The organism is Bacillus sp. THAF10, assembly GCF_009363695.1.
Lineage (GTDB): Bacteria > Bacillota > Bacilli > Bacillales > Bacillaceae_I > Sutcliffiella_A.
The window spans coordinates 2,826,299-2,851,071 of the sequence record NZ_CP045403.1 but is presented as its reverse complement, the minus strand read 5'-3'; the positions used below and the strand labels follow the sequence as shown (position 1 = coordinate 2,851,071).

Annotated in this window: 26 protein-coding genes; 21 read left to right on the top strand and 5 right to left on the bottom strand. The window is 41.3% G+C overall.

All coding sequences use genetic code 11. From position 1 onward, the window contains the following. The first annotated feature begins 15 nt into the window (after positions 1-15). Positions 16-459 (top strand): ACT domain-containing protein, encoded by a 444-nt coding sequence (locus tag FIU87_RS14925; protein ID WP_152445325.1) that lies wholly within the window; start codon positions 16-18, stop codon positions 457-459. Between the two features lie 43 nt (positions 460-502). Next, entirely contained in the window at positions 503-1,369 is an 867-nt protein-coding gene (gene pheA, locus FIU87_RS14920; protein ID WP_152445324.1) for a prephenate dehydratase, read from the top strand. Between the two features lie 139 nt (positions 1,370-1,508). Here pheA and FIU87_RS14915 read toward each other — a convergent pair whose 3' ends face one another. Both FIU87_RS14915 and FIU87_RS14910 read right to left on the bottom strand, forming a co-directional pair. Next, positions 1,509-2,045, bottom strand: a complete 537-nt coding sequence (locus tag FIU87_RS14915) for a transcription repressor NadR (RefSeq protein WP_152445323.1) — start codon at positions 2,043-2,045, stop codon at positions 1,509-1,511. Positions 2,046-2,048: 3 nt separating this feature from the next. Continuing rightward, entirely contained in the window at positions 2,049-3,191 is a 1,143-nt protein-coding gene (locus tag FIU87_RS14910) for an IscS subfamily cysteine desulfurase (RefSeq protein WP_152445322.1), read from the bottom strand. Positions 3,192-3,319: 128 nt separating this feature from the next. On the opposite strand from FIU87_RS14910, the gene nadB reads away from it, so the two are divergent. From nadB to nadA, 3 genes are read left to right on the top strand one after another with little or no spacing between them, the layout of a single operon-like run. After that, the gene (nadB, locus tag FIU87_RS14905) at positions 3,320-4,939 is read left to right on the top strand and encodes an L-aspartate oxidase (RefSeq protein WP_253905433.1); all 1,620 of its coding nucleotides are present in this window, start codon (positions 3,320-3,322) and stop codon (positions 4,937-4,939) included. Next, positions 4,896-5,738 (top strand): carboxylating nicotinate-nucleotide diphosphorylase, encoded by an 843-nt coding sequence (nadC, locus tag FIU87_RS14900; RefSeq protein WP_152446593.1) that lies wholly within the window; start codon positions 4,896-4,898, stop codon positions 5,736-5,738. Before nadB ends, nadC begins: the two co-directional genes overlap by 44 nt. 3 nt (positions 5,739-5,741) lie before the next feature. Continuing rightward, entirely contained in the window at positions 5,742-6,845 is a 1,104-nt protein-coding gene (nadA, locus tag FIU87_RS14895) for a quinolinate synthase NadA (RefSeq protein ID WP_152445320.1), read from the top strand. A gap of 415 nt (positions 6,846-7,260) precedes the next feature. Here nadA and FIU87_RS21280 read toward each other — a convergent pair whose 3' ends face one another. Then, positions 7,261-7,416: a hypothetical protein gene (locus FIU87_RS21280; protein ID WP_216647483.1), complete on the bottom strand. Its 156-nt coding sequence runs from the start codon at positions 7,414-7,416 to the stop codon at positions 7,261-7,263. A gap of 34 nt (positions 7,417-7,450) precedes the next feature. Between FIU87_RS21280 and safA the strand changes: the two genes are divergently transcribed. From safA to yajC, 11 genes are all read left to right on the top strand, one after another. Next, positions 7,451-8,977, top strand: coding sequence for a SafA/ExsA family spore coat assembly protein (safA, locus tag FIU87_RS21590; protein WP_301538631.1), 1,527 nt, complete (start codon positions 7,451-7,453; stop codon positions 8,975-8,977). Next, complete coding sequence (locus FIU87_RS14880) at positions 8,964-9,947, top strand: hypothetical protein (RefSeq protein WP_216647481.1); 984 nt, start codon at positions 8,964-8,966, stop codon at positions 9,945-9,947. The genes safA and FIU87_RS14880 overlap by 14 nt, the downstream gene beginning before the upstream one ends. A gap of 34 nt (positions 9,948-9,981) precedes the next feature. Next, on the top strand, positions 9,982-10,722 hold the full coding sequence (gene nadE / locus FIU87_RS14875; protein WP_152445318.1) for an NAD(+) synthase: 741 nt from the start codon (positions 9,982-9,984) through the stop codon (positions 10,720-10,722). An 82-nt stretch (positions 10,723-10,804) separates the two neighbouring features. Beyond that, positions 10,805-11,554: a YhcN/YlaJ family sporulation lipoprotein gene (locus FIU87_RS14870; protein WP_152445317.1), complete on the top strand. Its 750-nt coding sequence runs from the start codon at positions 10,805-10,807 to the stop codon at positions 11,552-11,554. Between the two features lie 537 nt (positions 11,555-12,091). Continuing rightward, positions 12,092-12,658, top strand: coding sequence for an intercompartmental signaling factor BofC (locus tag FIU87_RS14865; protein ID WP_152445316.1), 567 nt, complete (start codon positions 12,092-12,094; stop codon positions 12,656-12,658). A gap of 329 nt (positions 12,659-12,987) precedes the next feature. After that, on the top strand, positions 12,988-13,599 hold the full coding sequence (gene ruvA / locus FIU87_RS14860; RefSeq protein WP_152445315.1) for a Holliday junction branch migration protein RuvA: 612 nt from the start codon (positions 12,988-12,990) through the stop codon (positions 13,597-13,599). Positions 13,600-13,620: 21 nt separating this feature from the next. Next, positions 13,621-14,622: a Holliday junction branch migration DNA helicase RuvB gene (gene ruvB / locus FIU87_RS14855; RefSeq protein WP_152445314.1), complete on the top strand. Its 1,002-nt coding sequence runs from the start codon at positions 13,621-13,623 to the stop codon at positions 14,620-14,622. Further along, complete coding sequence (locus tag FIU87_RS14850) at positions 14,619-14,819, top strand: DUF2905 domain-containing protein (RefSeq protein WP_172971169.1); 201 nt, start codon at positions 14,619-14,621, stop codon at positions 14,817-14,819. The genes ruvB and FIU87_RS14850 overlap by 4 nt, the downstream gene beginning before the upstream one ends. Positions 14,820-14,844: 25 nt before the next feature. Next, a complete protein-coding gene (queA, locus tag FIU87_RS14845; RefSeq protein ID WP_152445312.1) occupies positions 14,845-15,873 on the top strand; it encodes a tRNA preQ1(34) S-adenosylmethionine ribosyltransferase-isomerase QueA in 1,029 nt (342 codons plus the stop codon). 13 nt (positions 15,874-15,886) lie between these two features. After that, positions 15,887-17,026 (top strand): tRNA guanosine(34) transglycosylase Tgt, encoded by a 1,140-nt coding sequence (gene tgt / locus FIU87_RS14840; protein ID WP_152445311.1) that lies wholly within the window; start codon positions 15,887-15,889, stop codon positions 17,024-17,026. Positions 17,027-17,069: 43 nt separating this feature from the next. Continuing rightward, positions 17,070-17,333, top strand: a complete 264-nt coding sequence (gene yajC / locus FIU87_RS14835) for a preprotein translocase subunit YajC (RefSeq protein ID WP_152445310.1) — start codon at positions 17,070-17,072, stop codon at positions 17,331-17,333. Between the two features lie 109 nt (positions 17,334-17,442). On the opposite strand, the gene FIU87_RS14830 is transcribed toward yajC, so the two are convergent. Continuing rightward, entirely contained in the window at positions 17,443-17,832 is a 390-nt protein-coding gene (locus FIU87_RS14830; protein ID WP_152445309.1) for a TIGR04086 family membrane protein, read from the bottom strand. A 156-nt stretch (positions 17,833-17,988) separates the two neighbouring features. On the opposite strand from FIU87_RS14830, the gene FIU87_RS14825 reads away from it, so the two are divergent. Further along, positions 17,989-18,651, top strand: a complete 663-nt coding sequence (locus FIU87_RS14825; protein ID WP_172971168.1) for a DUF421 domain-containing protein — start codon at positions 17,989-17,991, stop codon at positions 18,649-18,651. Positions 18,652-18,697: 46 nt separating this feature from the next. Here FIU87_RS14825 and spoVB read toward each other — a convergent pair whose 3' ends face one another. Next, positions 18,698-20,254: a stage V sporulation protein B gene (spoVB, locus tag FIU87_RS14820; protein WP_152445308.1), complete on the bottom strand. Its 1,557-nt coding sequence runs from the start codon at positions 20,252-20,254 to the stop codon at positions 18,698-18,700. A 132-nt stretch (positions 20,255-20,386) separates the two neighbouring features. On the opposite strand from spoVB, the gene FIU87_RS14815 reads away from it, so the two are divergent. The 4 genes from FIU87_RS14815 (at position 20,387) to FIU87_RS14800 (ending at position 24,702) form a co-directional block, all read left to right on the top strand. After that, complete coding sequence (locus tag FIU87_RS14815) at positions 20,387-20,674, top strand: post-transcriptional regulator (RefSeq protein WP_152445307.1); 288 nt, start codon at positions 20,387-20,389, stop codon at positions 20,672-20,674. Between the two features lie 433 nt (positions 20,675-21,107). Continuing rightward, on the top strand, positions 21,108-23,354 hold the full coding sequence (gene secDF, locus FIU87_RS14810; RefSeq protein ID WP_152445306.1) for a protein translocase subunit SecDF: 2,247 nt from the start codon (positions 21,108-21,110) through the stop codon (positions 23,352-23,354). A 102-nt stretch (positions 23,355-23,456) separates the two neighbouring features. Further along, a complete protein-coding gene (locus FIU87_RS14805; RefSeq protein WP_152445305.1) occupies positions 23,457-24,347 on the top strand; it encodes a cation diffusion facilitator family transporter in 891 nt (296 codons plus the stop codon). Between the two features lie 43 nt (positions 24,348-24,390). Beyond that, positions 24,391-24,702, top strand: coding sequence for a LapA family protein (locus tag FIU87_RS14800; protein ID WP_152445304.1), 312 nt, complete (start codon positions 24,391-24,393; stop codon positions 24,700-24,702). The last annotated feature ends 71 nt before the right edge of the window (positions 24,703-24,773 follow it).

Here is a 24,773-nt window from a genome sequence, read left to right as displayed (position 1 = left end):
AAGGAGAGATGGTCGATGTTAGAGGAGAAGTTCTTTTTAGTGCGCGAAGATGTGCTACCTGAAGCGATGAAAAAGTCGTTAGAGGTAAAAGAAATGATTGCCCGTGGAAAAGCAGATTCCATTGCCGAAGCAGTCCAACGAGTGGATTTAAGTAGGAGTGCATTTTATAAGTATCGCGATACGGTCTTTCCGTTTCATACAATGGTAAAAGAAAAAATTATGACCCTCTTTTTCCACTTAGAGGACCAAACAGGTGCACTGTCTCAGCTGCTTGCAACTGTTGCCTCACAAGGCTGTAATGTGCTCACCATACACCAAACGATTCCACTTCAGGGGAAGGCGAATGTAACACTTTCCTTGGATATGTCGGGCTTAAAGGGAGATATTCACACTTTACTTTCCATGTTAAAGCGCTTAGAATTTGTAGATAAAGTAGAGATATTGGGAACAGGAGCTTAACCTATTCTCAAAGGAGCATAGTATAGACAGGAGAGAAGAGAGTATGACACCATCACAGATTGGATTTTTAGGGCCAGTTGCTACATTTACAGATATGGCAGTATCGAAGTTTTTTCCTTCCAGCAAGAAAAAGGCTTTTGCCACCATTCCCGAGTGTATGGATGCGGTTATGGAGGGGAAGGTAGAGGCCGCCGTTGTGCCTCTTGAAAACGCAATTGAGGGATCTGTAAATGTCACATTAGATTATTTAATTCATGACTGCCCATTACCGATTATCGGAGAGCTTACCATCCCAATTAGTCAGCATCTTTTAGTGCATCCAGATTTACTGAAAAAGGGAGGAGAAATAGAGGTCATCTATTCTCATTCTCATGCGATAGCACAGTGCCATAAATATTTACATAAAACCTATCCAAATGCGGTGTATGAAACGACTTCTTCTACTGCTGCTGCGGCAAAGCTCATTGCCGAACACCGACTTTCTAAAAAGGCAGCGTGCATTGCGAATTCCCTTGCTGCAAAAGAGTACAAGCTTGCGGTATTACAGGAAAACGTTCATGATTACGATAACAATCATACAAAGTTTATTGTCTTGCATAAAGACGAAACAGCGAGTATCGCTAGTGAGACGTACAAGAGTGCTGGAGAGAAAACGACCATGATGGTGACACTTCCAACTGACCATTCTGGTGCACTACATCAAGTACTTTCCGTCTTTGCTTGGAGAAAGCTAAATCTCTCAAAAATCGAATCTCGTCCGATGAAAACGGGCCTTGGCAACTATTTCTTCATTATTGATGTGAACGAAAAAGTGGATCATCCGCTTCTGCCACCAGCAATGGAGGAGCTCGAGGCGTTAGGCTGTTCTGTCAAGGTTTTAGGAAAATATTCTAGCTATATCATAAAATAAGCAGGCTCTTTTCTAAAGAATGGTTGCTGAAACTCGACAGCAACGTTGATTACGGAAGTCTTAACTATACGCAGTAGCAACAAAGTATGCGAAAACAGCCAATAAAAAGGATGAACCTTGCGTCAGGTTCATCCTTCTTCTATTCTACAATCATGCCAGCCTCTTTTAAAGCTGCACATGCAGCATCTAGCTTTTCAACAGAATCTGCTTCAATTGTATGAAGGTGTGTTCCATCGGTCAGCTGGGAAAGATAGGAGGCATTTGTTTGTTTAATTTTTCGAATGAAGGCATCTACTTCCGCCCTGGTGCTCACCATCACAGAAGCATTTAAATCCCCATAAACAGGATGCTCAATGCGTACATCCTTCACAGTCACTCCATGATCGACTAGTATGTACAGCTCTTCCTCCGTTTGTTGAGGTTCATGGTAGGAAACAATGATTCTATCCTTCTTAATTGTTTCCCCGTAAGGCTTCATATAGACATAGCCTTGGCTTGTTGCCATGATTGGCTCGTTTTTTGCTTTTAACAGAGAAATGTCCTGGACAATCACCTGTCTACTGACATTTGTCCGGGATGCAAGTTCCCCGCCTGTTAAGGGTTTATCCTCATTTTGTAGCCATTGCAGGAGCAGGTTTCTCCGTTCTTCTCCTAGTACTTTTTTATCTTGATTCATCTCTTAGCCGCTCCTTTTCATCCAATCTTCCAGGATTTCCTTAAACGCAAGGACAAGTGCTTCCAAATCCGTTATGGTTGTATCTTTGCCAAAGGAGACCCGAATAAATTCTCTTGCTTGGTTTGGTGTTTTTCCAGTTGCCAGCATCGTTCTTGAAGGAGATTGTGTGCCTACCTGACAGGCACTTCCTGTAGAAATGGCGATGCCTTTTCGGTTGCATTCTAACATGACATGCTGTCCTTCCATACCAGGAATTCTTAGCCCAATAATTTGTGGCAAGCTCTTCCCTTGCTCTCCTTCTATTTCTATAGGCAAACCTAGCTCTTTAAGCTTTTTAGAAAAAGAACTCCTTAGTGCTTTATAAATTTGTTGTCGTTCCTCTCTTGTTTGTTCAGCCTGTTGGGCAGCAGTAAGGAATGCTGCAATTCCTGGAATATCAACGGTTCCAGGACGCATGCCCTTTTCATGAGTAGTTCCTTCATAAACCGGCCTCCACGAAGCTTCTGGGGCGATGTATAATGCCCCGACCCCTTTAGGACCATAAAGCTTGTGAGAAGAAACAGAGAGACTTGTTAGCTTCCATTTTTCCACATCTATTGGTATTTTACCAAAAGCCTGCACACAATCGCTATGAAAGAGGATATTTTCCTGTTCTAGGATCTTTCCAATTGCTTCAAGAGGCTGAATGATTCCCGTTTCAGAATTTATACAGTGAACGGAAACAAGACAAGTATCCTTACGAATGACTTTTTTTAAGTGAGTGAGGGAGATTAGTCCATGTTGATCAAGCGGAAGAAAGCTAATTTCATAGCCATCTTTTTTTAATGCCTCAAGTAAATGATGGATGGACGAGTGTTCCACTCCCGTACTGATGATATGCTTGCCTTTTTGATTATTTCCTTTTAATAGGGATCGGATGGCAAGATAGTTTGCTTCGCTGCCTCCACTTGTAAAATAGACCCCCTCTTTTTTACCGGAAATCATTCTGGCAAATTCACTACGGCACGTTTCTAGAAGTTGAGAGGATTTACTGCCACTATCATGCAAACTGCTGCTGTTAGCATAGTAGGTTGTTGCTACCTGCTGATACACGTCAAGTGCTTCTTTCGACATAGGAGTGGTGGCAGCATAATCTAAATAAATCATTCGAAAATCTCCTTCCTGATTCAGAAGTGAAAGCTGGTAAACTTTCAATCTGTAAAAAACTCTTGTCATAAGTATAAAAATATGTAAATATAGGTGTCAAGACACTTATGTATACAGGAGGTTTTTTTGTGTCTACACAAAAGCCGGATGTCATTGTAGTCGGAAGTGGACTTTCCGCTTTATTGACCGCAAATTATTCTAGTGAGCAAATGAATGTGATTATTTTCACAAAGTCGAGTAAAAGCGATAATAATTCTTTTCTTGCACAAGGCGGGGTTGCTTGTGCAATCGAACATACTGATTCTTGGCAGCTTCACTATGAAGATACACTCATGGCTGGCTGCTACCATAATAACGAAAAAGCGGTGGAAGCTCTCACAAAGCTGGGGCCTGAGCTGCTACTAGAAATCATTCAACAAGGGATGGAATTTGATAAAGATAAACAAGGAATTTTATCCCTAGGGATGGAAGGGGCTCATTCTAAACGAAGAATTCTTCACGCTGGTGGGGACCAAACAGGAAAAATTCTCATGGAATGGCTGCAATCGACCTTATCAGACAAAGTCACGATTGTGGAACATGAAACCGTTATCAAGATTCTAACAGAAAAAGGGGTTTGTGTTGGCGTTCAAACGATGAATAACCTAGGGCAGAGAAAAGAGTATCGGGCAAAATCTGTGGTATTGGCTACAGGTGGAGCAGGTGCGTTGTATCCTTATACCTCCAACAATGCAAGCATCACAGGGATGGCTTTATCTCTAGCCTATATGGCGGGTGCGGCACTAGCAGATCTTGAATTTATGCAGTTTCATCCAACCATGCTCTCGAAAGATGGGAAGGCAGTCGGACTTGTTTCCGAGGCTGTCAGAGGAGAAGGAGCCTTTCTTGAAAATAGTAAAGGCGAACGGTTTATGGACGGAATTCATCCATTAAAGGATTTAGCTCCGAGAGATGTTGTATCTAGGGCTATTTTTTATGAGTTGGAAAATGGCGAGCATGTTTTCTTAAATATAGAGACTTTAACAAACTTTGAGCAACGTTTCCCGGCGATCACCGCACTTTGTCAGAAGTATGGTATTTCTTTGAAAAATAAACGGATACCGGTTGTTCCAGGTGCTCACTTTTATATGGGTGGGATTCAAACCACCATCAATGGCGAAACCTCCCTTCCACAACTATTTGCAGTAGGGGAGGCGGCGTGCAATGGGGTGCATGGGGCAAATCGACTTGCTAGTAATTCCCTACTAGAAACCATTGTCTTTTCCAAAACGTTAGCAGACCATTTGCAATCGAGCCAATCAAGCGAAAAGAAATGGCAACACACTCCAAAAGTAAAAGGTGAGAACAACGACATTTGGCATAAACGAATGGTTCCTCTTCCGAATAAGTCTGAAATCCAACATATGATGATGCAGTATGCAGGTATTGTTAGGAATGAAGAGGGCTTGCTGACACTTAAGCGCTGGCTTGGAACGTTTACACCTTATTGGGAAGGAGTAGAATTAATTTGCTCCAAACTTCCCTTAGAACAAATAGAAATCATCCATATGCTCCATTTGTGCTACCTCATTACCCTTGCAGCTTTAGAAAGAGAGGAAAGCAGAGGAGCACATTACAGATCAGATTATCCACTAGCAAAAGAAAGCTGGAAACAGCAAAGAATTATTCATCAAGTGCAGGAGGACAGAGGGGAGAGAAACGGTGTTGAACATCATTATGCTAGAAGAGATGCTGCGTCATTTTTATAAAGAAGATATCGGAGAAAGAGACCTTACATCAGAAGCATTATTTACCTGTGAGGATAGAGGAGAAGGGACATTCATGGCTAAAGAATCTGGGGTGTTTGTGGGAGAGCAAATCATCTCCTCCTCCTTTAGGCTCTTTGACTCCACTTCAGAGATCACGTTATTCAAAAAAGACGGGGAATGGGTAGAACGTGGAGAAAGCATTGCAAAGGTAAAGGGACAAATGAAAGCGTTGCTTGGAGCAGAACGAGTAGCCTTAAACCTCATTCAGCGCTTAAGCGGAATTGCGTCGTTAACTAAAGAAGCGATTGCGACTTTAAATTGTGATACAACGAAGGTCTGTGATACAAGAAAAACCACACCTGGGCTTCGAATGCTAGAAAAATATGCTGTCACCTGTGGAGGCGGATCAAATCATCGCTTTGGCCTTTATGACGGGGTGATGATTAAAGATAATCATATCGAATTTGCAGGTTCCATTACGGAAGCTCTCAGGCTAGTTCGTTCAAAAGTTGGTCACATGATCAAAATTGAAGTGGAAACGGAATCTCTAGACCAAGTTAGGGAAGCAGTTGCAGCCGGCGCAGATATCATTATGTTTGATAATCGTACGCCTCAAGAAATAATAGAGCTTATCACCCATGTCCCAGACTGTATTATAACGGAGGCCTCTGGGGGAATAACGCTTGCGAACATTGCCGATTACAGAAATACTGGAGTCGACTACATTTCCCTTGGCTTTCTTACACATTCCGTTAAATCACTTGATATTAGCTTTAATGTTGGAACAAAAGGAGTGTAGAAGATGAACATATTAGATTTAGTAAAAAAAGAACAGGGAATGCTGCCAGAGAGATACCGAAACATGTCAACGGAACTCATGAAAAATAGAGTCCGTGAAATAAAAGAAAAATTCGGGGACGATCTTTTTATTCCAGGTCACCATTATCAAAAGGATGAAGTCATTGAATTCGCTGATGCTACTGGTGATTCGTTGCAGCTTGCGCAAGCGGCAGCAAATACAAGTGCAACGAATATCGTTTTTTGTGGTGTGCACTTTATGGCGGAAACTGCAGATATCTTAACAAATGAAAATCAGGTAGTCGTCCTTCCTGACATGCGTGCAGGCTGTTCTATGGCCGACATGGCCGACATTCATCAGACAGAACGTGCATGGAAAAAGCTAGTGGAGGTTTTCGGGGACACGATGCTTCCGTTAACATACGTCAATTCGACTGCAGCAATTAAAGCCTTTTGTGGAGAGCGTGGAGGTGCAACGGTCACATCATCGAATGCACATAAAATGGTAAATTGGGCTTTTTCACAAAAAGAGCGAGTATTATTTTTGCCTGATCAGCACTTAGGACGTAACACAGCCTATGACCTTGGTGTTCCGCTGGAAGAAATGGCCGTGTGGAATCCTCTGACTGATGAGCTTGAATTTGAAGGAAACCCAGAGAAAGTGAAGGTTATTCTTTGGAAAGGGCACTGCTCGGTGCATGAAAAATTTACGCTTGAAAATATTCGCCACCTCCGTGAAACAGAACCAGAGATGAACATTATCGTGCATCCAGAGTGTACGTGGGAAGTGGTGCAAAAAAGTGATGCGAGCGGAAGTACGAAGAAAATAATCGAAACTATTGAAAGTGCTCCTGCAGGTAGTAAGTGGGCAATTGGGACGGAAATGAATCTTGTGAATCGAATTATAGCGAATCATCCAGACAAAGAGATTGTTTCATTAAATCCTAATATGTGTCCTTGTTTAACGATGAACAGAATCGATCTGCCTCATCTCCTATGGGCATTGGAATCAATTGAATCAGGAGAAGCCATCAATAGGATACAAGTAGAAAAATATGTTGCAAAACAGGCAATTGCCGCACTAGATAAAATGCTGGCTAATGCTTAACTTAAAACAACCGCGGCTGATACATGCTGCGGTTGTTTATTTTTTCACGGAAATCTTACATTTTTATTATTATGAGTAAATAAAGATTGTAAGTTTAGAGAAATTTCTAGCTTTTGATTAAAAAATCGCGGAGACTCCCGTGGAATTAAAGCGATTGACTAGAGACCCCACATTCATAGGAGAGGAGGCTTATAAATCGCCAAGCAGAATGCGGAGCCATTTGCGGAAATGAACAGCGGCTTTTATCTAGTTTTTTAAAGGCTGTTTTCGCAAAGTTTGTTGCTACTGCGTATCTTTAAGACACCCGTCATCAACGTTGCTGTCGTGCTCTTTTCGTGAAGGAATTTTAAAAACGTGGCCATTCTTCTTAGCCCGAAGATTGGAAAAAGTCTTAAAGCCGACTTTTTCTTAGGTTTTAGCAACCATTTTTTAGAAAAGAGCTTTTTAAAAAAATGGGCGCAACAAAAAAAATCTGCTTTTCCCCTGCTATGTCCATAGTTTTAATCATAAACCTTCCTTTTGTCGCATAAGTTGATGTGAAGAATAGTGGCAAAATGCCTAAATCACTCATAGACTGTAGAGACTTTGCTAAGGAGGGAGCATCCTTGAAAATCCATATTGTCCAAAAAGGGGATACATTATGGAAGATTGCCCAGAAATACAACGTGAATTTTGAAGAACTAAAGAAATCAAATTCACAATTAAGCAATCCTGACATGATTATGCCTGGAATGAAAATAAAAGTGCCAATGGCAGGAGTACCGGTTAAAAAAGAAGGCCAGGTAATGGGTGTAACGAAAGAGGCACCTGTGATGGGAGTACAGGCACCAAAAGCGCAACATCCGTACAAGGAAATGCCAAAAAAACCAGCTGTGAAGGAGCAGCCGGTGCAAGAAACACCAAAAACACCATATACACCAAAAATGCCTCAATTAAAGCCTTATTTTCCTGAAGTAGATGTGAATAACTATTTCAATGTAAATGTTCCGGCTAAAAAGCAACCGACAAACATAAAAATGCCGAATGCTAAGATGCCGAATACAAAAATGCCTAATGCTAAAATGCCAAATACAAAGATGCCGAATGCAAAAATGCCGAATGACAAAATGCCAAACACGAAAATGCCGAATGCCAAGATGCCCAATGCCGCAATGCCAAATGTTCCAAAGCCAAAAGAAGAAAGTCCAGAGCAAGTGATGGGTGCCGAGCAACCACCAATGGAGCAATGTTATCCAGTATCACCGGTTATGCCAGGTAGTGGGTTATGCCCACCAAATCCATGCTACCCTCATCATGGTTGGGGACCAGGTTGGGGAGCTCCAGGCTGGGGTGGTCCAGGAATGGGAATGATGCCAGGAATGGGTGGCCCAGGCTATGGTGGTCCAGGAATGGGAATGATGCCAGGAATGGGTGGCCCAGGCTATGGTGGTCCAGGAATGGGGATGATGCCAGGAATGGGTGGCCCAGGCTATGGTGGCCATGGTGGCCCAGGAATGGGAATGCCACAAATGCCAGGAATGCAAATGGGAATGCAGGGAGAGGAATCTCCAGATGATTCTGGTCAAATGCAGCAACAATGGCTACAGCAAATGCAACAGCTGCAGCAGATGGGTCAAATGCCGCAAATGAGCCAGGAAGAAATGGAAACAGCCGTCATGGGCATTCAAGATCAAGGGCAAGAGGGCATGCAAGGAATGCAAGGAATGCAAGGAATGCAAGGAATGCAGGGAATGCAGGGAATGCCACAAATGATGCCAGGAATGGGTCAAATGGGAATGCCAGGGGGTGGAATGCCACAAGGAATGCCAATGGGACCAGGAATGGGGCCAATGGGAATGGGAGGCTATCCGTGTTATCCGATGGGACCTGTAGCGCCAGGAAGTGGGTTTGGACCAATGGGAATGGGAGACTCTCCGCAACAAGATGCGGGAGCAAATCCTGATGGAGATTACGGATACAACATGCCTCAAGGCTATCGTCAAGATGCAGGATTTGGTTATGCACCATATGGTTATCCGCAAATGCCTCCACAAGGCTATTACAATCCACAAGGCTATGGATACGGATATTGGAATGATGAGCGCAAAGAAGGATCTGATTTTGCCGGTCCAGAAATTGATGATGAGAGCTAATCACCATTTTACTAAAGACGATTTCAACCGAAATCGTCTTTTCTTCGGTCTTTTAGAGCAAGCTGGACTACAAATTCATTCTTTTGAAGAATGGAAAAAACACATAATGAAAATAGACACAAACAAAGGGATGTTTGTAGTTAAGGGTTATAAGGAAAAAGATGACTTAGATACAATGATTTCAGTCATCAATCTTCTCCAAAAAAGTGGAAGTGTTAACCTTTCTATGTACCATCCTTTTTATGACCAACAGTACATTTTACAAGTAGATCATTTATATTGGACATTATCCCAATACCTTCCACCGAAAAGAATATTTTCTTTTGTCAAACAAGAAGACAGAGTAGATGGTTTACGTCTCCTGGAGGATTTTCATTTTCAAGCCAAAAATATCTTTTCACAAACGAACCTCTCCATTCCAAAAGAAAAAATGATGTCAAAATGGAAACATCGCTTAATCCAGTTTGAGGACAATCTTCCCTTATTGGAAAAGTGGTTTAATCCCACTACAATTAGTGAAATAGTATATTATAGCCACGTCTCTCTTGAAAAGCTAGAGCCCGTCTGCACAAAAACAGAAGACACCATTCTTCATGGAGATGTGGCTAGTCATAATTTTATTAGAAGTACAGACAATAAGGTGTATTTAATTGACTATGACTTGCTTTCGTCTGGTTGTGAAGAATGGGATCTTGTACAATATGCAAGTAGAATTCTCCCTTTTATAAAATGGAATTCAGAGAAATTTTTTCAAACCTTTCAAAGATATTCGGAAATAAGGAATCATCTATGGTTTTGGAAGGCCCTTTCCTTTCCGATGGATATATTAAGGGAGGGCAACCAATTTGCAAATGAAAGCCAGGAGAACAAGATGGTAATGCCTAAATCTTTTGCGAGTTTCACTTTTTTTCTTTCTACCTGGAGTCTGCGCAAACAATTTTTGACGAATCAAAACAATCTGATACAATAATGAATATTGTTTTATTTGGAGGGAAGAAAACGTAATGGAAGAAAAAATTGCCAAGTTAGTACAGTGGATTCAAGAAAAAGTAAAGACAGCAGGGTTAAACGGAGCAATAGTCGGGGTTAGTGGAGGAATCGATTCCGCAGTCGTCGCCCATCTAATAAAACGAGCGTTTCCTGACAATTCGCTAGGCGTTATCCTACCATGTAAAAGTGACCCTAAAGATCAAGAGTATGCAATGGAAGTCATTGAAAGCTGTGGTATTTCTCATATGACAGTGGATTTATCTCAAACGCATACGGTCTTATTTTCGGAAATGGAAAAACAGCTAAAAGAAAAAGGCGAGTGGAATGAAAAAACGGCACGCTTAGGGGATGCAAACACTAGAGCGCGTTTACGAATGACTACTTTATATGCTGTTGCTAACAATTATGGGTATTTAGTGGTCGGAACTGACAATGCGGCTGAATGGCATACAGGTTATTTTACAAAATATGGCGATGGCGGCGTAGATTTAGTACCGCTTGTTCATTTCACGAAAGGGGAAGTTCGTGAATTGGCAAAAATGCTTGGAGTTCCTGGAAGTATCATCAATAAGCCACCTAGTGCCGGACTTTGGGAAGGGCAGACAGATGAGAATGAAATGGGAACAACTTACAACATGATTGACAGCTATCTAAAAGGCGAAGAAATTCCTGAAAAAGATAAACAAATCATTGATAAAATGCATAAAAACACCGAGCACAAGCGTCAGCTAGCTTATGCTCCTCCAAAATTTTAACAAAATAAAACCCCCCTTAACATGTCAACCTAAGAAAGAGTACACCTTTTGTACTCACTAGACTTGTTAGGGGGTTTTTACATTGAGGAAGTCTCTTTTCACTGTAACCTCTGCTGCACTTTTACTTGGCGGATTAACCGGTTGCGGGCAAAAGGAAAGTGCCACAGATAATAGGTATTACGAGGAAACGAGTCCTATTGGGTATTACACCAGTGAACACAATCCTTATGTAAACAATGACCGTTCCCGAGGGGAGAAAGAAGAGCAGGGAAATGCAAGGGTGATGGAGGACAATGATGGTCCTTTAAACGAAATTCTAGATCGCTCCGTTATCTGGGATGAAAGAAGAGTCAGGCGTGACCGTGATGATGTTGGGAATGTCAGGAACAGAGGAAACAATGGTGGTTATCTAGGGGTTGGTTACCATAATAATCACTATAGCCAAACGGACAAATACTATCATCGTCAGGACAATGGTTTAAGACCAGTTGGGAACCCTTCGTATTATAATATGTACGATGGACGTTTTTCTGAGCGGTTAGTTAATCGTGCGATGCAAGTGGATGGGGTCAAAGATGCCGGTGCCCTCATTAACGATAATGAAGTGCTTGTTGCTGTAGACGTTAAAAACGGTGCAGATGAATCAGATGTAAAACGTCAAGTAAAACGAGCGCTGAATCCCCTTGTTAAGAACAAGGAGCTTAACGTAACGACAAATCAAAGTGCATATAATTCGGTCCGTAGTATCGACAATGAGCTACGCAAAGGAGAATGGCACGTAAAAGATTTAGAACACAACATGCGCGGAATTTACCGCACGATGGACAGATAGAACGAGACAGCCTCTTTTTAGGGGCTGTTTTTTACGGGGAAAGAACGATTATCTTTGGTTATTTGGTGAAAATATAGAGTGAATTTGACTCTGGAGAGCAAAAACATACTTTATTTCAAGGTTTTTGCTGCAAAACAAGAAAATTATGGAAAATAAAGCTTATTGAAAATAGGTTTGGCACGAACTCGAGGAGTTTTGGCACAATTTGGCATGAATTCAGTGCATTTCGGCACAAACTAGGAAAAAGGCGGCTTTAAGACTTTTTCCAGTCATTACTTAGAAGAAAAGTGGCCTTATATCTAAAACTATCACCACGAAAAGAGCACGACAGCAACGTCGATCACGTGTTGCTTAACTATACGCTGTAGCAAAAAAATTTACGAAAACAGCCTTCCAATATTAAAATATACCCCCAATCATTCTTTTCTTTGTACATAATGGTTAAGATTTCTAAAGATGGTCACACTAGTAACGGAAGGATGATATAGCTCTATATTATTACCGTTAAACTACTAAGAATGTGAGGGGGGAATTTCAATGAGACCCATCATACCAAAGAAGTTTTTGCTGATACTTACCGTGTTTGTTGCCTTAATCGGATTTTACTATATGTTTGCAACAGAAGAAGGAGTTGCAGACAAGAATGACTATGTTGACCAAGAAGCCATAGAGGATGCATTTGAAGTAAATGGTCCCTTGACTTTAAAGGTGGTGCTTGAGCGCATTTACTTAGATGGAGAAGTAAGTGAAGAAGTGCTAGAGGAAACCGTTTGGGCGATGGAGGATTTCTGGGCACAATATGAAGCATGGAATGTCATTGATCTCGGTAGCGATCAGGTGGTTTTTCAGCAGTATGTGGATGATATTTCTCCACTGTTAAAAGCAAACGGGTATTTCGGAATCTCTGAGGATGGAATTCTCACCATTTACGAAGGAAAACCAACCGAGGAATCGAAAATTATTCAGTCGTTCTTTCAAATTGATGTTGGCAAGCTGGAAAGTCATCAACATGAAAAGTTGAAAGATGGCATCAGAGTGGTTTCAAAGGATGAGTATGTACAAGTATTGGAAACCTTTAAGCCATATACAACAAATATGCAGTAAAAAGACTGGCTTATGGCCGGTCTTTTTTTCATCTTAACAATAGACTAAAAATATGCTATGTTTTTCTTTGGCTCTTTTCTAAAAGGTGGTTGCTCCCATCGGGGGAAAAGTCGGCTTTAAGACTTTTTCTAATCTAAAAGCTAAGAAAATAGGCACAAGTTTAAATCTTCTCTCACGAAAAGAGCACGACAAAAACAATGCTTTCGAGTACTTTAAAGATACACAGAAGCAACAAAGATTGCGAAAACAGCCTTTTCTTTTGAGCAGATTTGTGTTTTTTCATGTTAAAATGGAGAATAGACAAAGAATCAAAAGGGAGTAGGAAAGCTGTGATTGATTTTATTAGAGGTTTTGTAGAATACGTCTCACCGGAGTATGTGTCAGTGGAAGTTATGGGTGTAGGCTATCAAGTACATACCCCAAACCCCTTCATTTATCGGGTGGATAAGGATAAAGAAGTAACGATTTATACATATCAGCACGTACGAGAGGATATTTTAGCACTGTACGGCTTTAAAACAAGAGAAGACAAGCATCTATTTATGAAGCTCTTGAATGTAACAGGCATCGGACCGAAAGGCGCGCTTGCCATTTTAGCATCAGGTCAGCCCCAGCAGGTGGTCCATGCTATAGAAAATGAGGATGAAAAATTTCTCACTAAGTTTCCTGGAGTGGGGAAAAAGACGGCCCGTCAGATTATTTTAGATCTCAAAGGCAAGCTAAATGATTTAGTTCCAAGTGCTTTTCCAGACCTTTTTCAGCCTGATGTGGAAGTGGCTGCTACCATGCAAGGCAATGCTCCGCTTGATGAAGCAATGGAAGCATTAAAAGTATTAGGCTATGGAGAGCGGGAGATTAAGAAAGTGATGCCTAGCTTAAAAAGCGAAGAGCTTACTACAGATCAATATGTCAAACGAGCTTTACAGCTGTTATTGAAATAATGGGAGAAGGGAGGTTCAATAATGGATGACCGCATGGTGACGCAAGATGCAATGCAAGAGGATTACTCTATGGAGTACAGCCTCAGACCGCAAAACTTACAACAGTACATTGGACAAGATAAAGTAAAAGAAAACCTAGAGGTGTTTATTCAGGCAGCAAAAATGCGTCAGGAAACGCTGGATCATGTTTTGTTATACGGACCTCCTGGACTTGGGAAAACGACGCTTGCGGCTATTATCGCAAATGAAATGGGAGTACAACTCCGGACAACTGCAGGACCTGCCATCGAAAGGCCAGGGGATTTGGCTGCTATCCTCTCCTCACTCGAGCCCGGAGATGTTCTATTCATAGATGAAATTCATCGTCTTCATCGTGCCATAGAAGAGGTGCTCTATCCTGCGATGGAAGATTTTTGTTTGGATATCGTAATTGGAAAGGGTCCAACCTCCAAATCGGTTCGCTTAGATCTGCCGCCGTTTACTCTTGTTGGAGCTACCACAAGAGTAGGCCTGTTAACCGCACCATTACGTGATCGTTTTGGTGTGCTAAGCCGCTTAGAATATTATAATGAGAGTCAGCTTACCGAGATTTGTCTTCGCACTGCGCAGATTCTAGAAATCGGACTGGATGAAGACGCTGCGATAGAAATTAGCAGACGTGCACGTGGAACCCCACGTATTGCAAATCGTTTATTGCGAAGAGTAAGGGATTTTGCGCAGGTTTTAGGAAAAACTACCATAAATGCTTCCCTTGCAAAAGAAGCGCTTGATCGTTTACAGGTAGACAAACTTGGACTCGATCATATTGACCATAAACTTTTAATGGGCATTATCGAAAAATTCCGTGGAGGTCCTGTAGGTCTTGATACCATTTCTGCAACGATTGGTGAGGAGTCTCATACGATAGAGGATGTGTACGAGCCGTATTTATTGCAAATTGGCTTTCTACAGCGCACCCCTCGGGGAAGAGTCGTAACGGAGCTTGTGTATCGTCATTTTAATATGGAGGTGCCAACGGAATAGTGGAACTACCAAAAATGCTGATGATGGTGGGAGCGGTCTTATTAATAATTGGATTCCTCTGGCAAGTCATAGGGAGAATACCTGGTGACATTGTGGTGAAGAAAGGAAATGTAACCTTTTTCTTTCCGATTGTTACCTCTATCATTCTCAGCATCGTATTAAGTTTAATTTTTTATTTTATAGGCAGATTTAAATAGGCTTATGTAAGGAAAAGGTGAAAGTATGAAAATAGATTTATTTGATTTCCATTTACCAGAAGAACTGATTGCGCAAACACCCTTAGAACAAAGAGAAGCATCAAGGCTCATGGTATTAAACAAGGAAACAGGAGAAGTAAGGCATGAAGCATCGTTTCGCGCGATTTTGGACTATGTAAGAGAAGGCGATTGCCTAGTGTTAAATGATACCCGTGTACTTCCCGCTCGACTTTTTGGAGTGAAAAGTGATACAGGCGCCAAAATAGAAGTGCTCCTGTTAAAGCAAGAGGAAGGAGATACCTGGGAGACATTGATTAAGCCAGCCAAACGAGTGAAGGAAGGAACGCTTCTCACCTTTGGGGATGGCAGGCTCACAGCAGAATGTGTAGGAGAAAGTGAACACGGAGGAAGAAAGCTGAATTTCCGTTATGAAGGGATTTTCTATGAAGTACTAGAAAGCCTTGGTGAAATGCCACTGCCACCTTATATAAAAGAGCAGCTTTCTGATCGCGAGCGTTATCAAACCGTTTTTGCCAGAGAGGCGGGTAGTGCAGCTGCACCGACGGCAGGCTTACACTTTACAGAAACCCTTTTGGCAGAGCTTCAGGAAAAGGGAGTGCATACGGCCTTTATAACCCTTCATGTCGGTTTAGGCACCTTCCGCCCTGTTAGTGTGGACACCGTAGAGGAGCATGATATGCATGCGGAATTCTATCAGGTTTCAGAAGGAACGGCACGTCTGCTAAACGACGTTCGTGAAAAGGGTGGTAGAATTATTACCGTCGGAACGACATCTACTAGAACATTAGAAACCATTGTCCGCGATCATGGTAGCTTTAAAGAAGCAAGCGGCTGGACGAATATATTTATCTATCCGGGCTATAATTTTGGTGCAATTGATGGAATGATTACGAATTTCCATCTCCCTAAATCCACCCTCATTATGCTCGTTAGTGCCCTAGCAGGCCGTGAACATGTGATGCATGCGTACGAAGAAGCTGTGAATGCAAGATATCGTTTCTTTAGCTTCGGTGACGCTATGCTCATTATTTAAGAAGGAGATTACAATGACAGCAATTAGATATGAATTAATCAAAACTTGTAAGCAAACAGGAGCGCGTCTAGGAATCGTTCATACGCCTCATGGAAGCTTCGAAACTCCTGTATTTATGCCAGTTGGAACATTAGCAACTGTAAAGACGATGTCACCAGAAGATGTGAAATCCATGGGAGCAGGAATCATTTTAAGTAATACGTACCACCTTTGGTTGCGCCCTGGTAATGACATTGTACGAGAAGCTGGCGGGCTGCATAAATTCATGAACTGGGATCGCGCGATTCTAACCGACTCTGGTGGATTTCAAGTGTTCAGTTTAAGTGATTTGCGTAAAATTGAAGAAGAAGGCGTGCACTTCCGAAATCATCTAAATGGTGACAAGTTGTTCTTATCACCAGAAAAAGCGATGCAAATACAGAACGATCTTGGCTCTGACATTATGATGGCATTTGATGAATGTCCACCGTATCCAGCAACACATGAGTATATGAAAAAATCAGTGGAGCGGACCTCTCGTTGGGCAGAACGCTGTTTAGAAGCGCACCAACGCCCGCAAGATCAAGGTCTTTTTGGAATTGTTCAAGGGGGAGAATATGAGGACCTTCGAAAATTAAGTGCCCAAGACCTCGTTTCGATGGACTTTCCTGGATATGCAGTCGGTGGATTATCTGTGGGAGAGCCAAAAGACGTGATGAACCGTACGTTAGAATTCACAACTCCTTGGTTACCTGATAACAAGCCACGTTATTTAATGGGAGTAGGTTCCCCAGATTCCTTGGTGGATGGTGCTATCCGTGGAATTGATATGTTTGATTGCGTACTTCCGACTAGAATTGCCCGAAATGGGACATTAATGACTAGTGAGGGACGACTTGTTGTGAAAAACGCCAAGTTTGCCCGTGACTTTGGTCCACTTGATCCAGAGTGTGATTGTTATACATGTAAGAATTATTCCAGAGCTTACATTCGTCACCTAATCAAATGTGACGAAACTTTAGGAATTAGGCTTACAACTTACCATAACCTTTATTTTCTGGTAAAATTAATGGAGAATGTCAGACAGGCGATTCGAGAAGATCGTCTTGGTGACTTCAGAGAAGAGTTTTTTGAGAAATATGGCTTCAATAAACCGAATGCGAAAAACTTCTAAAATCTCTTCACATACATGACAAGGGAGAAAGGAGGGCTACAACATGGATGGAATGGCTGGTGCTATTTTACCTTTAGTACTGATGTTTGCAATTTTCTACTTCTTGTTAATTCGCCCACAGCAAAAACGCCAAAAGCAAGTTCGTGAAATGCAGACGAATTTGGAAAAAGGAAACAAAGTAGTAACGATTGGTGGATTACACGGAATTGTGGATGCACTTGATGAGGACAAAGTTGTCATCAAGGCTGGAGATGGATCCCGTCTTACATATGACCGTCAAGCAATCAGAGAAGTGTTTGTCGACTAATTAATAAAAGCATGCCCTCCATTAAGAGGTGCATGCTTTTTTTAGGCTCTTTTTTTGAGGATTGAAACGCCTTAAGATTTTTTTTATATCTAATCAAACAAAAATCTTTTTAGGTTTTAGAGGAATATCCACTACTAAGGTTAACACCAATAATTCCTCCAAGAGCTGCCACCGCAACAAATCCTAAATGAAAGAGCGATTGCTGCAGACTGAAGAGTGAATCACTGCCTAAATATTGAAACAGAAAAATAATCAATGAATAGAGCCCGCCTGTAGCTCCACCCAGCAACCACCCTTTTTCCTTGCCTTTTCCACCAGCGATAAATCCCCCTATAAATAATGTTAAAAACGATAGTGTTAAGACAAGCCAAGCGATGCTCGTTTCTTGGAGGGAAGTGAAGCGCAGTAACAAGGAGAAGATTAAGCTTATGGCAATGGCAAAAATAAAGATAGCGATTACCCCATACAAAATGGCAGAGCCTAGTTTTTTGGATTCCATTGTGTGAAAATCCCCCTTCATAGTACATGCTAAGTAATACAAGCATATTCAGCACAGGAATGGAAAATGCTTCAATTCATGAAATTTATTGTTTTGAAAAAGACTAATACTAATCTTGCTTTATTCCGGTCGCTGGTAAGGGAGGGCAGATGTGTGATGGAAGAAAATGTGATGATGATTGTCAGAACCATCTTTCTCTATATAACCATTCTCTTTATCTTTCGGGTTATGGGAAAACGAGAAATTGGAGAACTTAGTGTCCTCGATTTAGTGGTATTCATTATGATCGCGGAAATGGCTGTAGTGGCAATTGAAAACCCAAAGGATCCACTCATTCATACACTGATCCCCATGTTTCTATTAATGGGAATTCAGATTTTTCTTGCCTATCTATCCTTGAAAAATCAGAAGATCAGACACCTAATAGATGGGAAGCCTAGTGTTATTATCAACAATGGGAAAATTGATGAGAAAGCTATGAAAAAGCAGCGCTACAATTTTGATGATTTATTAGTTCAACTTCGTGAAAAAAACATTCGTAATGTTGCGGATGTTGAGTTTGCGATTTTAGAGCCTTCAGGTAAGCTCTCTGTGTTTGAAAAAAAGCGAGATGAGGAGGCGGAAGAAGGGGAACAAGGTACCCTACATCTTCCTCTCATACTAGACGGTGTTATCCAAGACGAACACTTAACCAAAATCGGACAAAACGAATTTTGGTTAAGGCAAAAGCTCCGTGAACTTGGGTATAAGGAAACAAAGCTCATTTCGTTTTGCAGCTATGATAGCGGCGTGTTTTTTATTGATATTAAAGAAGAATAGGAAGGTGAGGATGCATCAACAGCATTCGCATCTTCCTTTTTTATGACTATCGTGTAAACCATCTTTTTAAAAATGGAATTCGAGTAAGCTCTTCTTTTTTAACAAGACCAAACAAGAGCATTAACACTAGATAGAGAATACAAGTAATGGTTAGCAAAAGCAGCGTTCTTTGTCCAATTCCGAGACTCAGCCATAAATGATCAAGCATCCACTTTCCTACAAATGCACTAATACCCATGATAATAAAGCTTTTCACATAATCACGCACATATAGAGAATAGGATAATACCTTCATGATGGTAGCCATATGCAAAAGCGTGACAAGCATCATACCAATGACGATACCTAGCGCCGCGCCCATAATTCCAAATGCAGGTTTACTAGCAAGGACAAATATGACTGCCGTTTTTACTGCTGCACCAATAAAGCTATTAATCATGGCAGCTTTCGCAAGATCTAATGCTTGCAAAGTTGCCTGAAGTGGTCCCTGAAAATAGTAAAACAAAAAGAATGGCGCCATAATTTTAATGTAAATCGCAGCCTTGGAGCTTCCGTACATCATCAGCATAATCGGCTCTGCATAAACAAAGAGTAAAACAACGGCAATTCCGCCAGTCACAAAGGATAATCGCAATGCCTGTTGCAGTCGATGCTCAATCATGATGGTGTTTTTTTTCGCAGCAGCTTCACTTATGGCAGGAACAAGTGCAGTGGATAAGGAATAAGTAATGAAGGACGGCAGCATCATCAATGGCAAGGCAAAGCCAACAAGCTCACCATATTGTTTGGTTGCAAGGGATGTTGCAACACCTGCAATCGCTAAGCTTTGTGCTACAACAATTGGCTCGAAAAACCAGGCGATGGAGCCGATCATCCTGCTTCCGGTTGTGGGAATGGCAATCCTCATTAGATCGCGAAACGTTTCCTTTCCTTCGCCAACATAGCTGAAAAATTTCTTTCGTAGCCTGAACTTCTTTTTCACTTTAAAAACAAACAGCATGTACAATAACGACATAAGCTCCCCAACAACAGCTGATAGCATCGCACCTGCAGCCGCATACTCAATTCCATACGGTAACAAAGCCTTTGTACAAACAGCGACAAGTGAAATCCGCACAACCTGTTCAATTACCTGCGAAATGGCGGAAGGTTTCATGTTTTGGCGGCCCTGAAAATATCCACGCAGCACAGAAGAAATCGCAATGATCGGAACAACAGGTGCAATGGCCATTAACGGATAGTAGGTTCTAGGGTCTGTAAACAGGTGATTGGACAGATACGGAGCAAGGAGAATCATAGCAGGCGTAAAAACAATACTTAATGCTCCAGTGGTTGCTAGGGAAACGACTAGGATTTTCTTTATTTTACGTGGATTTCCTTGTGCCTCAGCCTCAGCAACCAGCTTAGATATGGCAACAGGTAAACCTAATTGAGTAATTGTGATGGTAAGGACTAGTGTCGGAACGGCCATCATGTAAAGGCCGACACCCTCTTCGCCAATGAACCTAGCGACAACAATGCGATTTACAAAGCCAAGCACTCTTGTAATTAATCCTGCAGCAATTAGTATTAACGTTCCTTTTAAAAAAGTTTGCTTTGTCATGCCTTTCCCTACCTTCTCATTAACTGAGATTTCCATTACAATTAACTATATGCAATGGTAGTGTCCAAGCATGACAAGCATAGGGAAAAATAACGGTTGGAAGTAGAAAAGAAAAAATGGGGGTCTTTTATAATGAAAGAGAGAAATGAGTCAAACGAGCATCCTTATGACATGTTTCGTTATGAGCTTGAGCCTGTTTTACGTAGCAAACTGGAAGAGTTTCAGTTGTTTGGTTATAACACCGTAACAGAGGAAGAGCTTTGGGAGTGCCTGACAAAGAAAAAATGGAAACGCCCAGAAACCAAGCGACTGCATGAATTGGTGAATGATGTATACAGCCTATCTGTTAGTGACTATATGACTTACATTACGATTGAGGCTTACAAAGCTCCAAACTTTTTTGGCGAACAAAAAGCCTAGCTATTTTGCTGAGCAAAAAGCCTAGCTATTTTGACGAACAAAAAGCCTAGCTATTTTGCCGGACAAAAAGCTTTGCTATTCTTGTATGAACAAAGAAGATTAAATTTTCAGCAAAAATTGACACGGATTCCCGAATGAATCATAATGAAACATGATGGCATTACTTTGGCTTTTTTGAATTTTTTTACAGGGCTCTTTTCTAAAAGGTTGTTGCTTAAAACCTAAGAAAAAGTCGGCTTTAAGACTTTTTCAATTTTTAAGCTAAGAAAAATGGGCATATATTTAAATCTCCCTCCACGAAAAGAGCATGACAACAACCTTGCTTACGGGTATTTTAAATATACGCAGAAGCAACAAAGTTTGCGAAAACAGCCTTATACATAATGTACATATTTTTCATCGATTGCAAGAGCAGAAGGAGGATTTTTATTACATGGTCAAAAGAGGACGGATCGTAGCATTCTTTTTACTATTACTACTTATCGGAAGCACAATAGGAGTGTTTACGAATCCCATTACAAAAGACATTAAATTAGGACTGGACCTTCAAGGTGGATTTGAAGTCCTCTATGAGGTTACACCTATCAATGAAAAAAGTGAGATAAACAGGGAAGTCTTACTTAGCACCGTCAGTGCGTTAAACAAACGTGTAAACGTACTAGGGGTAAGTGAGCCTAATATTCAAATTGAAGGGGACGACCGTATTCGCGTTCAGCTTGCTGGTATTAGTGATCAATCAAAGGCCAGGGAGCTGCTTTCAACAGAAGCAAAACTTACTTTTAGAGATGTGAACGACAAGCTATTAATGGATGGTTCTTCACTTGCTGAAAACGGTGCAAAGCAATCCTTTGATCAAAATAATGCTCCAAGTGTAGCGTTAACCTTACGTTCAGCATCTGAATTCGGCGATGTAACAGAAGAAGTATTAAATCACCCTGAGCAAAATCTTATGGTAATCTGGTTAGATTATGAAGAAGGCGTGGATTCTTTTAAAGAGGAATCACAAAAGCAAGATCCAAAATATCTTTCCGCCGCTTCTGTAACGAGTGTATTAAACGACACGAACGTTCAGATTACTGGTAATTTTTCAATCGATTCTGCTAAAGAGCTAGCAGAGCTATTAAATGCAGGATCCCTTCCAGTGGAACTTGAAGAGATCTACTCCACCTCTGTTGGTGCGAAGTTTGGGGAAACAGCCCTTCAGAAAACGGTATTTGCAGGAATTATTGGCGTTAGTTTAATATTTTTGTTTATGCTTGTAGCTTACCGCTTACCAGGCTTTGTAGCAGTCATTACGTTAAGTGCGTATATTTTCTTAATTCTTTTCGTATTTGAAAAAATGAATGGTGTGCTGACTCTCCCTGGAATTGCAGCCCTCATTCTTGGAGTGGGGATGGCAGTGGATGCCAACATCATTACCTACGAGCGGATAAAGGAAGAACTGAAGCTTGGAAGGTCAGCCATGTCGGCATTCCGTGCAGGAAATAGAAACTCCTTATCTACAATTCTAGATGCGAATCTAACAACCCTCCTTGCAGCGGGAGTAATGTTTGTTTATGGTACAAGCTCAGTCAAAGGCTTTGCGACCATGCTAATTGTCAGTATTGTCTTAAGCTTTGTAACGGCTGTTTTTGGTTCACGTCTGCTTCTTGGTTTATGGGTGAACAGCAGATACTTAAACAATAAACCTCATTTATTTGGTGTGAAAAAACAAGATATCTTAGACATTAATACAACAGATGAAAATACCGAACCACCAAACCGTTATAGTAATTGGGATTTTGTGAAGCACCGTAAAAAGTTCTTCCTCTTCTCAGGTGCCATGATTGTTGTCGGTATCATTTTACTTGCGGCCTTCCGTTTAAATCTCGGAATTGATTTCTCAGCTGGTACTAGGGTTGAGATTTTGAGCGACAATTCCTTAACTGCAGAGGAAGTGTCAGAGGAATTAGCTTCCATCGATTTTGAACCGAAAGATGTGGTACTTGCAGGAAACAATAATGAAATTGCCGTTGCCCGGTATGTGGATGATTTCTCGCAAACGGAAATTGCAGAAATCAAACAGCATATTGAAGGAAAATATGGCTCTGAGCCAAGTGTGAGCACCGTATCACCAACGGTTGGAAAAGAGCTTGCAAGAAATGCCTTTTTCGCTGTCTTGATTGCAGCAATCGGCATCATCATTTATGTCACCATTCGATTTGAGTGGTTATTCGCCATTGCAGCCATCGTAGCATTAGCACATGACGCATTCTTTATTGTCGCATTCTTTAGTCTCGTGCGTTTAGAGGTCGATATTACCTTCATTGCCGCATTGCTAACTATTGTGGGTTATTCGATAAACGATACGATTGTTACGTTTGATAGGATACGTGAAAACTTAAAACGCAAGAAAAAAGTAAAAACGTTCGAAGATTTGGCAGACATCGTAAACAAAAGCTTACAACAGACCTTTGTGAGATCTATTAATACGGTCGGAACGGTTGTTGTCGTGGTTGTTGCTTTGTTAATCTTCGGAAGTGAATCGATCACGAACTTCTCTGTTGCATTATTAGTTGGTTTGATTGTGGGAACCTATTCTTCCTTGTTTATTGCTGCACAGCTTTGGTTAATCTGGAAGCATAAACAATTGAGCAAACCAAAGAAAGCACCTGTCGAGGATGCAGAGCCAGAGGTATAATGAACATAGTCGCAGAGCAAATTTGAGCTCTGCGACATTTTTTTTCGGAGAAGACCACCTGTTTCGGGTACAATAGAAGCATGTAGAAAAGGAGTGTTTGAAATGGAACATGAGGAGAGGTTTAAGAAGGCAGAGTTTGCAGCCTTAGTGGGTGTCGTAGGAAATGTCGTCCTTGCGGCATTAAAAGGCTGGGTTGGCGTGATTGCTAACAGTCGGGCACTCGTAGCGGATGCCGTTCATTCTGCGTCAGATGTTGCGGGCTCTCTTGCGGTTTTTATTGGACTAAGAGCAGCCAAACAGCCTCCAGATGAAGATCATCCTTACGGACATGGGAAAGCGGAAAATATAGCAGCTATCATCGTTGCTGTTCTTTTGTTGATTGTAGGGTTTGAAATAGGGAAATCCTCGTTTCAAGCATTTTTTGAACCCATTGAAGCACCAAAAATACTGGCAATTTATGCGGTTATCTTTTCCATCATCGTAAAAGAAGTGATGTTTCAATATAAGTTCAGGTTGGGAAAAAGAATAAAAAGTGATGCAATTATTGTGAATGCGTATGAACACCGCTCGGACGTTTTTTCCTCCATCGCTGCCTTAATTGGGATTGGTGGCGCAGTTCTAGGAGGATACATTGGCGTTGATTGGCTAGTTTATTTGGACCCTGTGGCAGGAATTGTCGTAGCAGTAATGATTGTTCGAATAGCTTGGCATCTAGGCTCCGAATCCATTCATAACACAATGGACCATGTGATGCATGATGAAGACACGGAAGAATTTTATGCGGTTGTAGAAACCGTTCCAGGTGTCCTTCAGATAGATAGCCTTCATGCGAGAGAACATGGTCATTACGTAATTATCGACTTAAAAATTTCTGTTGATCCGTATATTACAGTGGAAGCTGGTCATCAGATTGGGAAAAATGTAAAGGCAAAGCTAATGGAAAATAATGAAGTGCAAGATGTTTTTGTGCATATTAATCCTTATTCAGAATAAATGGATGATATAAGTTTAGTTTATTGGAGGAGGCGAAGAAGCGATGAAAACACAATGGTATTTGTTAGCAGGAATTCTATTTACGATCATAATAGCCGTTTTTGCCGTATTAAATGTAGAGCCAGTTAGTGTGAATTATTTATTCGGTACGGCTGAATGGCCACTCGTTCTTGTTATCTTATTTTCCGCCCTCATGGGAGTCATCATTGCAGGTTCTATTGGAATTTATCAGGTTATTGTATTAAAAAGGCGCTATGCTCAAAAGACAAAAGAAACGCAAAAAGCAGCAGCCACAACACGCGAAAACAAAAACCTTGCAACAAAAACAGACGTGGTAAAAGACAAGCAGAATTAACAGTAACGGGTTCTGATACCTGTCACAAAATACAAAAATGTATAAGAAAATGACCATTAAATTGCCGTTTG

What these genes read in the sequence shown, in the direction of transcription:
- FIU87_RS14910 (WP_152445322.1), bottom strand. Translation starts at nt 3,191, where the DNA reads ATGATTTATTTAGATTATGCTGCCACCACTCCTATGTCGAAAGAAGCA.
- ruvB (WP_152445314.1), top strand. Translation starts at nt 13,621, where the DNA reads ATGGATGACCGCATGGTGACGCAAGATGCAATGCAAGAGGATTACTCT.
- FIU87_RS14825 (WP_172971168.1), top strand. Translation starts at nt 17,989, where the DNA reads ATGGAAGAAAATGTGATGATGATTGTCAGAACCATCTTTCTCTATATA.
- FIU87_RS14925 (WP_152445325.1), top strand. Translation starts at nt 16, where the DNA reads ATGTTAGAGGAGAAGTTCTTTTTAGTGCGCGAAGATGTGCTACCTGAA.
- yajC (WP_152445310.1), top strand. Translation starts at nt 17,070, where the DNA reads ATGGATGGAATGGCTGGTGCTATTTTACCTTTAGTACTGATGTTTGCA.
- spoVB (WP_152445308.1), bottom strand. Translation starts at nt 20,254, where the DNA reads ATGACAAAGCAAACTTTTTTAAAAGGAACGTTAATACTAATTGCTGCA.
- pheA (WP_152445324.1), top strand. Translation starts at nt 503, where the DNA reads ATGACACCATCACAGATTGGATTTTTAGGGCCAGTTGCTACATTTACA.
- nadA (WP_152445320.1), top strand. Translation starts at nt 5,742, where the DNA reads ATGAACATATTAGATTTAGTAAAAAAAGAACAGGGAATGCTGCCAGAG.
- FIU87_RS14865 (WP_152445316.1), top strand. Translation starts at nt 12,092, where the DNA reads ATGAGACCCATCATACCAAAGAAGTTTTTGCTGATACTTACCGTGTTT.
- FIU87_RS14830 (WP_152445309.1), bottom strand. Translation starts at nt 17,832, where the DNA reads ATGGAATCCAAAAAACTAGGCTCTGCCATTTTGTATGGGGTAATCGCT.
- FIU87_RS14800 (WP_152445304.1), top strand. Translation starts at nt 24,391, where the DNA reads ATGAAAACACAATGGTATTTGTTAGCAGGAATTCTATTTACGATCATA.
- FIU87_RS14815 (WP_152445307.1), top strand. Translation starts at nt 20,387, where the DNA reads ATGAAAGAGAGAAATGAGTCAAACGAGCATCCTTATGACATGTTTCGT.
- FIU87_RS14805 (WP_152445305.1), top strand. Translation starts at nt 23,457, where the DNA reads ATGGAACATGAGGAGAGGTTTAAGAAGGCAGAGTTTGCAGCCTTAGTG.
- secDF (WP_152445306.1), top strand. Translation starts at nt 21,108, where the DNA reads ATGGTCAAAAGAGGACGGATCGTAGCATTCTTTTTACTATTACTACTT.
- FIU87_RS14880 (WP_216647481.1), top strand. Translation starts at nt 8,964, where the DNA reads ATGATGAGAGCTAATCACCATTTTACTAAAGACGATTTCAACCGAAAT.
- FIU87_RS21280 (WP_216647483.1), bottom strand. Translation starts at nt 7,416, where the DNA reads ATGAGTGATTTAGGCATTTTGCCACTATTCTTCACATCAACTTATGCG.
- FIU87_RS14915 (WP_152445323.1), bottom strand. Translation starts at nt 2,045, where the DNA reads ATGAATCAAGATAAAAAAGTACTAGGAGAAGAACGGAGAAACCTGCTC.
- queA (WP_152445312.1), top strand. Translation starts at nt 14,845, where the DNA reads ATGAAAATAGATTTATTTGATTTCCATTTACCAGAAGAACTGATTGCG.
- nadE (WP_152445318.1), top strand. Translation starts at nt 9,982, where the DNA reads ATGGAAGAAAAAATTGCCAAGTTAGTACAGTGGATTCAAGAAAAAGTA.
- tgt (WP_152445311.1), top strand. Translation starts at nt 15,887, where the DNA reads ATGACAGCAATTAGATATGAATTAATCAAAACTTGTAAGCAAACAGGA.